9 protein-coding genes are annotated in these 11,081 nt (G+C 66.6%); 3 read left to right on the forward strand and 6 right to left on the reverse strand.

The window, feature by feature from the left end; translation table 11 throughout:
* Positions 1-315 precede the first annotated feature (315 nt).
* Entirely contained in the window at positions 316-2,196 is a 1,881-nt protein-coding gene (gene glmS / locus AC3A6G_RS26130) for a glutamine--fructose-6-phosphate transaminase (isomerizing) (RefSeq protein WP_487874975.1), read from the reverse strand.
* 153 nt (positions 2,197-2,349) lie between these two features.
* Here glmS and AC3A6G_RS26135 point away from each other — a divergent pair, with 153 nt between their 5' ends.
* A complete protein-coding gene (locus AC3A6G_RS26135; protein WP_487862877.1) occupies positions 2,350-2,853 on the forward strand; it encodes an Lrp/AsnC family transcriptional regulator in 504 nt (167 codons plus the stop codon).
* Here AC3A6G_RS26135 and glmU read toward each other — a convergent pair.
* Positions 2,813-4,231 (reverse strand): bifunctional UDP-N-acetylglucosamine diphosphorylase/glucosamine-1-phosphate N-acetyltransferase GlmU, encoded by a 1,419-nt coding sequence (gene glmU / locus AC3A6G_RS26140; protein ID WP_487874976.1) that lies wholly within the window; start codon positions 4,229-4,231, stop codon positions 2,813-2,815. The genes AC3A6G_RS26135 and glmU overlap by 41 nt on opposite strands.
* A 52-nt stretch (positions 4,232-4,283) precedes the next feature.
* On the opposite strand from glmU, the gene AC3A6G_RS26145 reads away from it, so the two are divergent.
* Positions 4,284-5,117 (forward strand): DUF6279 family lipoprotein, encoded by an 834-nt coding sequence (locus tag AC3A6G_RS26145; protein WP_487874977.1) that lies wholly within the window; start codon positions 4,284-4,286, stop codon positions 5,115-5,117.
* Between the two features lie 73 nt (positions 5,118-5,190).
* Here AC3A6G_RS26145 and AC3A6G_RS26150 read toward each other — a convergent pair whose 3' ends face one another.
* The 4 genes from AC3A6G_RS26150 to dctP all read right to left on the reverse strand — a co-directional run bounded on the left by AC3A6G_RS26150 (position 5,191) and on the right by dctP (position 9,443).
* Positions 5,191-6,501, reverse strand: coding sequence for a hydroxymethylglutaryl-CoA reductase, degradative (locus AC3A6G_RS26150; protein ID WP_487874996.1), 1,311 nt, complete (start codon positions 6,499-6,501; stop codon positions 5,191-5,193).
* The gene (locus AC3A6G_RS26155; protein ID WP_487874978.1) at positions 6,498-7,808 is read right to left on the reverse strand and encodes a TRAP transporter large permease; all 1,311 of its coding nucleotides are present in this window, start codon (positions 7,806-7,808) and stop codon (positions 6,498-6,500) included. The genes AC3A6G_RS26150 and AC3A6G_RS26155 overlap by 4 nt, the downstream gene beginning before the upstream one ends.
* Positions 7,805-8,338 carry a TRAP transporter small permease subunit gene (locus tag AC3A6G_RS26160; protein ID WP_487874979.1) on the reverse strand — a complete coding sequence of 178 codons (534 nt, stop codon included), beginning with the start codon at positions 8,336-8,338 and terminating at the stop codon, positions 7,805-7,807. Before AC3A6G_RS26160 ends, AC3A6G_RS26155 begins: the two co-directional genes overlap by 4 nt.
* A 64-nt stretch (positions 8,339-8,402) precedes the next feature.
* Positions 8,403-9,443, reverse strand: coding sequence for a TRAP transporter substrate-binding protein DctP (dctP, locus tag AC3A6G_RS26165; RefSeq protein WP_487862872.1), 1,041 nt, complete (start codon positions 9,441-9,443; stop codon positions 8,403-8,405).
* Positions 9,444-9,648: 205 nt separating this feature from the next.
* On the opposite strand from dctP, the gene AC3A6G_RS26170 reads away from it, so the two are divergent.
* Entirely contained in the window at positions 9,649-11,037 is a 1,389-nt protein-coding gene (locus AC3A6G_RS26170; protein ID WP_487862871.1) for an aminotransferase-like domain-containing protein, read from the forward strand.
* Positions 11,038-11,081 lie beyond the last annotated feature (44 nt).

Raw genomic sequence — 11,081 nt, forward strand, 5'->3', positions numbered from 1 at the left:
GCAACTCGCTAGTCAGCCCTTCAAGACGGCGGCATGACTTAAACCAACCGGCCTCCATGAAAGCCGGGGCGATTCACGATTGTCTTTGATGAACTGACTGAGGCGTTGATGCGAAGCTCATTCGCTCGATGTCGCGCAAGGGGTACTCGCCTGAAACGCGCTCCGATGCGGCGACTGACCATGAAGTCGTTCGGCGTGAGAATTTTTAGTCGGAAATATCCAGAACTTAAAAATTTAGTAGTTCGCGCCGTCTTCCCTGGAGAGAATATCCACAACCTTAGTAAATCTAGGCCGCAGCCGCGACAGCGAGACGCCCTACTCCACCGTCACACTCTTCGCCAAATTCCGCGGCTTGTCCACGTCGGTGCCGCGTGCACACGCCGTGTGGTACGCCAGCAATTGCAGCGGCACCACATGCAGCAGCGGCGAGAGCGCGCCGTAGTGCTCGGGCATGCGGATCACGTTCAGGCCCTCGGCGCCCTTGATCTTCGTGTCGCCGTCGGCCAGCACGTAGAGCACGCCGCCGCGCGCGCGCACTTCCTGCAGGTTGCTCTTGAGCTTTTCGAGCAGGGTGTCGTTCGGGGCCACCGCCACGACTGGCATCTCGCTCGTGACCAGCGCGAGCGGGCCATGCTTGAGTTCGCCGGCGGCGTAGGCCTCGGCGTGGATGTAGGTCACCTCCTTGAGCTTGAGCGCGCCTTCGAGTGCGATCGGGTAGTGCAGGCCACGGCCCAGGAAGAGTGCGTTGTCCTTGCGCGCGAAATCCTCGGCCCAGCCGATGATCTGCGGCTCGAGCGCGAGCACCGACTGCAGTGCGACGGGCAGGTGGCGCATTTCCTTCAGGTAGCGCGCCTCGTCGGCCTCGCTGAGCCGGCCCTTGCTCTGCGCAATGGCCAGCGTCAGCAGGAACAGGCCGGCCAGTTGCGTGGTGAAGGCCTTGGTCGAGGCCACGCCGATCTCGACGCCTGCGCGCGTGATGTAGGCGAGCTTGCATTCGCGCACCATGGCGCTGGTGGCCACGTTGCAGATGGTGAGCGTCTGCTCCATGCCGAGCGAGCGCGCATGCTTGAGCGCGGCGAGCGTGTCGGCGGTCTCGCCCGACTGGCTGATGGTGACCACCAGCGTCTTCGGGTCGGGCACCGATTCGCGGTAGCGGTATTCGCTCGCGATCTCGACCTGGGTCGAGATCTTCGCGATGCCCTCGAGCCAGTACTTGGCGGTGCAGCCGCTGTAGTAGCTGGTGCCGCAGGCGAGGATGAGGATCCTGTCGATGTCCTTGAAGACGCGGTGCGCGCTCGCGCCCGTGGCGCCGTCCTGGCCGATGCCGTCGAACAGCTCGGGCACGATGCCGGCCACCCCTTCGAGGGTGTCGCCGATCGCGCGCGGCTGCTCGAAAATCTCTTTCTGCATGTAGTGGCGGTACGGGCCCAGCTCGGCCGCGCCGCTGTGCGCCAGCACCGTGCGCACGGTGCGCTGCACGGGCTTGTGCTGGCGATCGACGATCCAGTACTTGCCGGGCTGCAGGTCGACGACGTCGCCCTCTTCGAGGTAGACGATCTGGTCGGTCACGCCGGCCAGGGCCATGGCATCGCTGGCAAGAAAGTTCTCGCTGCCATCCTTGCCCGCGCCCAGGATCAGCGGCGAGCCGGCGCGCGCGCCCACCACGCGCTGCGGCTCGTCGCGGCAGATCACGGCAATGGCGTAGGCGCCGTGCAATTGCAGCACCGCGGCCTTCACGGCGTCGAACAGATCGCCGTCGTAGAGGCTGTCGACGAGGTGCGCAATGACCTCGGTGTCGGTCTGGCTCTCGAACACGTAGCCCTTGGCCTCGAGCGCCGCGCGCAGCGGCTCGTGGTTCTCGATGATGCCGTTGTGCACGAGCGCGATGCGGCCCGGCCGCGCGCCCTGCGCATCGGCGCCCGGGCCGTGGCTGAAGTGCGGATGGGCGTTGTGCACGGCCGGCGCGCCGTGCGTCGCCCAGCGCGTGTGGGCGATGCCGGTCAGGCCTTCGACGCGGTCCTCGCGCACCTGCGTCTCGAGCTCGGCGACGCGCGAGGTGGTGCGCGATCGGGCCAGCCCGCCCGCGTGCACCGCGACGCCGCAGGAGTCATAGCCGCGGTATTCGAGTCGCTGCAGGCCCTGGACGAGGACCGGAACGATGTTGCGATGGGATGCCGCGCCGACGATGCCGCACATGGTGTTGCCTTTGACAAGTATGAAAGCTGAAACGGGACAGCCGTCGATGGTAGGCAGCATCACAAGAAATATGCATTCAAAAACTAACGCATACCTGGTTATTTATTCCATGTCACCGGTGATCTGAAGTTTTATTTCATAATCGACGGATATATGGAACTGGACACCATCGACCTCCGCCTGCTCGAAGCACTCCAGCGCGACGCCTCGCGCACCAACCAACAACTGGCTGCCGACGTGGGCGTCTCGCCGCCCACCTGCCTGCGCCGCGTGCAGCGACTGCGACAGGAAGGTCTGATCGAGCGGCAGGTGGCCTTACTCTCGCCCGACCGCCTTGCGGCCGCGCAGGGCCACGGGCTGCAGGCGGTGGTCGAGATCTCGCTCGACCGCCAGGACGCCGCCGCGCTCGACGCCTTCGAGGCCCGCGTGATCGAAGACGACGCGGTCCAGCAGTGCTGGCGCGTCTCGCCCGGGCCGGATTTCGTGCTGGTGGTCGCCACGCGCGACATGCCCGGCTACGGCGCCCTCGCGCAGCGGCTCTTCACGGCCGATGCCAACGTGCGCAACGTCAAGGCCTTCTTCAGCCTGAAGCGCGCGAAGTTCGAGCCCCGGCTGCCTATTTCTTCTTTTGCGGCCGCTGCCAGTCCGGGAAGCTGACGGGCTTGCTGCGCGCCACCGTGAGCGCGCCGGGCGCGGTCGACTTGTTGACCGTCGAGCCGCCGCCGATGGTGCCGCCCGCGCCGATGGTGACGGGCGCCACCAGCACGCAATTGCTGCCCACGTGCACGTCGTCCTCGATGATGGTGCGGTGCTTGTTGGCGCCGTCGTAGTTGGCCGTGATGCTGCCCGCGCCGTAGTTGACGCGCCGGCCCACGGTGGCGTCGCCCAGGTAGGCCAGATGATTGGCCTTGGCGCCTTCGGCCAGGGTCGAGTTCTTGACCTCCACGAAGTTGCCGATGTGCACCTCGGCGCCGAGCTGGGCACCGGGCCGCAGCCGCGCGAAGGGGCCGACGAGGGCGTTCTCGCCGACCGACACGCCCGCCTTCTCGCCGTCGATGTGGGTGAACGGATGGATCACCGCACCCGCCTCGATGCGTGCATTGGCGATCACGCAGTTGGCACCGATGCGCACGCCCTCGCCGAGGAACACCGCGCCTTCGAACACGCAGTTGACGTCGATCTCGACGTCGGTAGCGCAGGCCAGCGTGCCGCGCAGGTCGAAACGCGCCGGATCGGCGAGCCGCACCCCCTGCGCCATCAGCGCATCGGCCTGCCGCAGCTGCCAGGCGCGCTCGAGCGCGGCGAGCTGCGCGGGGCTGTTGATGCCGGCGACCTGCAGCGCATCGGTGGTGACGTGCGCCACCACGGGCACGCCATCGGCGGCGGCGAACTTGACGATGTCGGTGAGGTAGTACTCGCCCTGTGCATTGCGGTTGTCCAGCCGCGCGAGCCAGCCCTTGAGCAGCGCCGCGGGCACGGCCATCATGCCGCTGTAGACCTCGCGGATCGCGCGCTCGGCCTCGCTGGCGTCCTTCTGCTCGACGATGGCGCGGACCTCGCCCCCGCCCTCGTCGCGCACGATGCGGCCGTAGCCCGTGGGGTCGGCGAATTCGATCGTGAGCAGCGCGAGCCGCCCGCCCGCGCTGGCGGCGATCAGCGCGCGCAGCGTGTCTTCGGCGATCAGCGGTACGTCGCCCGAGAGCACCAGCACGGTGCCGTCGTCGGGCAGCAGCGGCATGGCCTGCTGCACCGCATGGCCGGTGCCGAGCTGCGGTTCCTGGCGCGCGAACTGCAAGCTGCCGCCGGCGGCGGGCGCGGCCATGGCGGCCTCGACCTCGGCCGCACCATGGCCGGTGATCACCACCACATGGCGCGCGCCAAGGCGCGCCGCGGTGTCGGTCACGTGCGCCAGCAGTGCGCGCCCGGCCAAACGATGCAACACTTTGGGCAGCCTGCTCTTCATGCGCGTGCCCTTGCCGGCTGCCATGACGACCACGTCGACCGGCCCCTGGTTCTCTTGCGAAATCTGATTCATGCGTCTTTCTACTCGAATGTCGTGTTGCCCCAAGCTGGCGCGGATTATCGGCGTGCTGCTGGTGGCCGCCGCGCTCGGGGCCTGCAGCACGGTACGCCTGGCCTACAACAACCTGCCCGAACTGAGCTACTGGTGGCTCGACGGCTACCTCGATTTCGACGGCGCGCAGACACCGAAGGTGCGCGACGAACTCGCGCGCCTGCTCGAATGGCACCGCCGCAACGAGCTGCCGCGCGTGGCCGCCCTGCTGCAGGATGCGCAGGCGCTGGCGCCGGGCGAGGTGAGCGCCGACCAGGCCTGCCGCATGGCAGAGCAGATCCGCGAGCGCCTGCTCGCGGTGGCCGTGCAGGCGGAACCCGCGATCGCCGACATCGCGCTGGGCCTGGGTGACGCGCAACTGCAGCAGCTCGAACGCAAGTACGCGAAGATCAACGCCGAATACCGCAAGGAATGGCTGGACCGCAGCAAGGCCGAGGTGCACGAGCGGCGCTACGACCGCTTCCTCGAGCGCCTGGAAGACTTCTATGGCCGGCTCGAACCCGCGCAGCGCGACCTGCTTCGGCGCCAGATCGCCCAGTCGGTGTTCGACCCGAGGCTCGCCGATGCGGAACGCCGCGTGCGGCAGCGGGAGATGCTGGCGCCGCTGCGCGGCTTCCAGACCGAGCGGCCGCCTGCCGCCGAGGCACGTGCCGCGGTCCATGCGCATGTGTTGCGCATCGCCGATCCGCCGCCCGGCCCCTGGCGCGAGCACCAGCAGGCGCTGCTCGAGGAGGGCTGCCGCAATCTGGCGGCGCTGCACGCCACGGCCAGCGCGGGCCAGCGCGACAAGGCGGTGCAGCGGCTGCAAGGCTATCGGCAGGACATCAGCCTGCTCATGGCGCGTTGACGTGCGGTGATGCGCGGCACAGCGGCGGCGCGGGCCTCGGCCAGGCGTTCCTATCTTCGGCAGTTGGTCGGCATCATGCGCCGCCGGCACGCAGACGCTGCAGTTCGGCTTCGGCCAGATCCAGCCGCACCGCACCCTGACTCACCAGCGCACGCGCCACATGTTCGATCTCGTCGCCCACAGCGCCCGCCATCATGGCGATGTTCTGTGAATGCAGGGCCATATGGCCCTTCTGGATCCCCGCCGTCGCCAGCGCCTTCAAGGCCGAGAAGTTCTGCGCCAGACCGACAGCCGCGATGATCCGCGCCAGCTCCTGCGCCGAAGTGACGCCCAGGATCTTCAGCCCCAGCCTGGCGGTGGGATGCAGCTTGGTGGCGCCGCCGACCAGACCCACGGCCATCGGCACCTCGATGGAGCCAGCCAGGTCCCTCTCGGCCGTGACTTCCCAGCGTGTCAGGCTGCCATAGCGACCCTGGCGAGCCGCATAGGCATGGGCACCGGCCTCCACCGCGCGGGTGTCGTTCCCCGTCGCCAGCACGACGGCGCTGATGCCGTTCATGACACCCTTGTTATGGGTCGCCGCCCGGTAAGGATCGGCGTCGGCGAAGTGGTAGGCCGAGATCATGGCGTCACGCACAGCTTCGCCGCCGATGTCGGCCAGTCGCCAGGTACAACGCGCCCGCGCCAGGCGCCGATCGGCAAGGTTGGAGAGGATGCGCAGGTTGGTCTTGCCGCCGGTCCAGCCGGCGATGCGTGGCGCCAGCTTCTCGGCCATGGTGTTCACGGCATTCGCGCCCATGGCATCGCGCGTATCGACCACCAGGTGGGTGATGACCATGGGTCCACCCTGGGTCTGGATCACGCGTACCTCCAGATCACGGAAGCCGCCGCCCAGCCCCACCAGCACCGGATCGCAACTGTCGCAAAGGGCCTGGATCTCGTCCCTTTGCTCGAGGATCCTGATGCGCGCGTGCTCGGGGTCGCCGACGCCGGTCAGCTGGATCTGGGCAATCATCTGCGTGCCGGAAATGGACGTGACGAACCCTCCACTGTCATAGGACTGGCGCGCGGCATTGCAGACCGCCGCCACCACCGAAGACTCTTCGGTCGCCATGGGAATGAGGCGATCGACGCCGTCGATCTTCATGTTGGTGGCGATGCCCACCGGGATGTTCATGGTCCCGATCACGTTCTCGATCAGGTGGTCCGCCAGGTCGGCCGACAGGTTGCCGGTGTCGAGCAGGTGGGCCTGTTCTGCGGCGTCGAGCGCAGCGAACGCTGCCACGGCCTCGATACGTTGCGGCATCGGCAGCTTGTGGAAACCGCCGATGCGGCTGCTTGGAGCTTGTGTGTTCATGGTCTTCAGGGGGTGGTGAACGCTCAGCGCGCTGTCATGAGCTTGGGAAGGAACGTGACGAGATCGGGGAAGGCGGCACAGATCAGCAGGCCGACGAACTGCAGCGCGAAGAAGGGAAGGATGCCGCGGTAGACCGCACCCATGCCGATGTTTCGAGGCAGCGTGCCCTTGATATAGAAGAGCGTGTAGCCGAATGGCGGGCTGATGTAGCCCATTTGGATGGTGATGGCGTAGAGCACGCCGAACCAGAGTTCGTCGAAGCCGAGCAGGCGCACGATCGGCAGGAACACCGGCACCGTGAGCAGGATGATCCCGAGTTCGTCGAGCACGGTCCCCAAAAACACCAGCAGCAGCATCATCGCGCCAAGGATCAGCCAGCGGTTGACCTCCAGCCCCTTGATGATTTCGAGCAGCGTGTCCGCCCCGCCCAGGCCTGTGAAGATGGCCACATAGGCCTTGGCACCGAGCGTGATCCACAGGATCATCGACGTGGCCTTGAGCGCATCGAATCCCGCATCGCGCAGCATGCCCAGGCGGCGCTTGAGAGCGGCTGGAATCAACGCGCCGGCCACGCCCACCGCGGCCGATTCGGTGGGCGTGGCGACACCGAAGAAGATCGATCCGAGGATGATCACGATCAGCATCGTCGGGAACACCAGCGCCTTCAAGGCCAGCAGCTTCTCGGGCCACGTTGCGACATGGGCGCCTTTGTCGAGCGGTACCCACTCCGGCTTGAGCCAGCTCACGATCAGGATGTAGGCGATGTACAGGCTGGCCAGGATCAGGCCGGGAACGAGTCCGGCAATCAGCATCTGGCCGATGGATATCTGCGCCGTGACGGCGTAGACGATGGTCAGCACCGAAGGCGGAATCAGGATCCCGAGCGTTCCCGATGCGCAGATGGTTCCCAGTGCCAGTTCGGGCTTGTATCCCCGGCGCAGCATCTCGGGCAGCGCGAGGATGCCCATGGCCGTGACGGCCGCGCCGACCACGCCGGTCATCGCGGCCATGACTACGCAGATGATCACGGTCCCGATGGCGAGCCCTCCGCGCAGGCGGCCGAACCAGAGTTCCATCGCCTTGTAGAGGTCTTCGATCACGCCGGCGCGCTGCAGGATGCAGGCCATCAGGATGAACAACGGAATGGCCAACAGCGCTTCCGACTTCATGGTGTCGAAGATCTGCAGGACCAGAACGATCACCGCATTCGGCTCCCACAGCGTGACCGTGAAAAGCAGCGACAGGCCGCCAAGCACGAAGGCGATGGGCAGTCCGCTGAGCATGAACAGCGTGAGACTGCCGAACATCATCAGCAAAATGAGATTGGCACTCACAGCGCGACCCCCTCATGCGCTGCGGCCGCGTCCAGCGGGTGGCCGAACCAGGCATACACCCACTCCGCGAGCGCCTGCAACAACATGAAGGCCAACGCCAGGGGCACGGCCGCCTTGACCGGCCAGATCGGCGGATTCCATGCCGAGAAACTGGTTTCCCGGTAGGTCCAGGCGCTCCACGCAGAGGGCACGCTGAAGTACAGCAGGATGGCGCAGAAAATCACGATCACGGGGTAGTTCACCAGGTCCAGGCGGCGCACCCAGGCGGCGCTCAGCCGCTGGCGCACGAGATCCAGAGCGACATGGCCCTTGAGGTGCAACAGGTAGGGCCCCCCGAACAGGAAATAGGGGCCGAACAGCAGCACGGCCAATTCCATGCCCCAGACGGTAGGCGCGTCGAAGACATAGCGCGCCACCACTTCATAGAGCATGACGGGAACCACCACGGCCATCAGCCACACCGTGGCCTGAAACAGCCAGCGGTTGAAGGTGGTGATGGCCGAGGCGGGAACGGACAGCCAGACGGGCATGCCGAACTCCTCGAAAAGGGAATGAAGACCGGCACCCGGGTGTGCCGATCGGTGAGGCGTCAGGTCAGGCCAGCAGGCCCAGTTCCTTCATGAAGGCGATCTGGCTGTCCAGAATCTTCGTCGCCAGCGGATCGCCCTTGGTAGCCGAGCGCCAGGCCTCCATCGCCTTGGGCCGGGCCGCGGCGATGTCGGCCGCGCTGAAGCGGATGATCTCGCATCCCTTGGCTGCGTACTTGCTCAGCACCGTTGCATCGCTCACCAGGATGTGCTGACGCAGCGCGGCGGACACCTCGCGCGCGGCAACTGCCAGCGCCGCCTTGAACTCGGCAGGAAGTTTCTCGTGGGCCGCCCGGTTGGCGACGTAAGCGGTCGCGGTGGTCGGTTGATGAAACCCGGGCACCACCACGTACTTCGCCACTTCGGCCAGTCCGGCCTCGAAGTTGGCCGTCAGATCGCCCCGGTCCGCCATGTCGATGACGCCCTTGTCGAGCGCCGAATACACCTCGCCCGTGGGCAGCGGCGTGACGGACACGCCCATGGCGCCCATCACCGCCGACGCCAGCCCGACGAAACGACCTTTCTTGCCGGCCAGATCGGAGATCTTTCGGATCGGCACCTTGGAGTGCAACGGCTCCTGCCCGTAGACGGTGGGCGCGATGTAATGCAGGCCGGCCGGTGCGTACGCCTGTCGCGCCATCGCCAGGCCGCCACGCTCGTAGAACCAGGCCTCGTACTCGTCGCTTTCCGCGAAGCCGAACGGAATGGTACTGGTGAAGGCGAAGGCCGGAATCTTGCCGGCTTCGTAGCCATCGAAGGTCTTCATAAGCTCGAAGGCCCCGCCGCGCACGGCATCGAAGGCCTGCGCCGCCGGAACGATCTGACCCGCGGCGAACAGGTTGATCTTGAAGCGGCCACCCGTCAGCTCGGCAACGCGGGCCACGAAACGCTCCTCGAATTTCTGCGGTGTCGTTCCGCCGTCCCACAACGCCTGCATGCGCCACGTCACGCTGGCGCCTTGGGCCTGCGCCAACAGAGGGGTGGCCACAACGGTCGCGGCGAGAGCGGATTTGATGATCTGGCGGCGAGCCATCGGCGGTTGGGTCATGTCACTGTCTCCGTAGGATGATGGATCCCCGATCGGATGCCGGGGCTTCGCGTCGCAGCGTCCACGGTGGGGCAAGCCCCGTCCTCGCTGCGATCGCGGCCAGTCTATGAGACAACGCAGCCCGGAAGGGATACAGTTTGGGCACAGTTCGATGAACTGTATCCACCCACCAATGGGAACAGTCCACTCCCTTCACGAAGTCTCCATGGTCACCCCACCCTCCGGCACGAAGGTCGAGGCGCTCACGCAGAAGCTGCTGCGCGCGATCGAACACGACGACCTGCCCGCCGGCGCCCGCCTGCGCTCGGTGCGAGACACCGCCCGCGTGGAAGGCCTCGGCATCAACACGGTTGTCGAGGCCTACAACCGGCTCGTCGCCCGCGGCCATGCCGAGTCGCGACCCGGGTCCGGCTACTACGTCCGCAAGATCACGCGCACCCGCGCCTCGGCCCCGGCGCCGCACGTGGCGGCGGCCGTGGACGTGGTGTCGCTGCTGCGGGAGCAGCTGGAACAGCACTACGAGGTGCGCGTCGGCGATGGCCGCCCGCCCGCGTCGTGGATGGAGGGCTCCGAGCTCGGCAGCCACCTGCGTCGCGCGCGTGCGCATGGCCTGTCGGACATCGAGCACGGCTATGGCACGCCCTGGGGCTACCTGCCCCTGCGCGAGACGGTGGTCCGCCTGCTCGGTGAACGCAGCATCCAGGTGCATGCGCGACAGGTTCTGCTCACGCAGGGCGCAAACCATGCACTCGACCTGATCGTGCGCCATCTGCTGGAACCGGGCGACAAGGTGCTGGTGGACTCGCCCGGCTACTACCCGCTCTTCGGCAAACTGAAACTCGCCAAAGTGGAGATGCTGGGTATTCCTCGCATGTCCGACGGGCCGGATCTCGACCTCCTGCAGAAGTACCTGCATCTGCACCGGCCCAAGGTCTTCTTCACCCAATCGCTCGCGCACAACCCCACGGGCGGCTCGATCAGTCTGCCGAAGGCCCACAAGCTGCTGCAGCTTGCGGCGGAATTCGACTGCCTCGTCGTGGAGGACGACCCGTTTGCCGATCTGCTACCCGCGTCCGCCCCTCGCCTGGCCGCGCTGGATCAGCTCGAACGCGTGATCTACGTGAGCAGCTTCTCCAAGACCTTGTCGGCAGGTCTTCGGGTCGGCTACATCGCAGGCGCCGTCGAACGCATCGCCGCGATCTGCGACCTCAAGATGGTCACCGTGGTGTCCACTTCGGACTTCGTGGAAAGGGTGGTGCACCAATTGATTTCGGCCGGGCAGTACCGGCGGCACCTGAATCGACTCAAGACCCGCCTGGCCGAAGTGCACCGGCCCGCCATCGGAGCGCTGGCGCGCGCAGGCGTTCGCGTGCATGCGGCCGATTCGAACGGCTACTACCTCTGGGGCGAATTGCCTGCGTCCGTCGACGAACTCAAGCTCACGCGCGAAGCCGCTGCCAAGGGCATATTCCTCGCGCCGGGGTCCGTGTTTTTTCCCGATCGAAACAATCATCCGCCGGCATTGCGAATCAATGTGGCCTATGCGAGCGACGCGCGCTTCCTGCGCTTTTTGCGGTCGGCGCTCGGGCAATGAAGGCGCCGGCGGCGTTCGCTCCTCCGGGCAGCTTCTGCGACAGC

Source organism: Variovorax sp. Soil_C_26 (genome assembly GCF_057657075.1).

Coding starts and splice junctions, on each gene's coding strand:
- AC3A6G_RS26160 (WP_487874979.1), bottom strand. CDS start 8,338: ATGCCCGTCTGGCTGTCCGTTCCCGCCTCGGCCATCACCACCTTCAAC.
- glmU (WP_487874976.1), bottom strand. CDS start 4,231: ATGAATCAGATTTCGCAAGAGAACCAGGGGCCGGTCGACGTGGTCGTC.
- dctP (WP_487862872.1), bottom strand. CDS start 9,443: ATGACCCAACCGCCGATGGCTCGCCGCCAGATCATCAAATCCGCTCTC.
- glmS (WP_487874975.1), bottom strand. CDS start 2,196: ATGTGCGGCATCGTCGGCGCGGCATCCCATCGCAACATCGTTCCGGTC.
- AC3A6G_RS26135 (WP_487862877.1), top strand. CDS start 2,350: ATGGAACTGGACACCATCGACCTCCGCCTGCTCGAAGCACTCCAGCGC.
- AC3A6G_RS26170 (WP_487862871.1), top strand. CDS start 9,649: ATGGTCACCCCACCCTCCGGCACGAAGGTCGAGGCGCTCACGCAGAAG.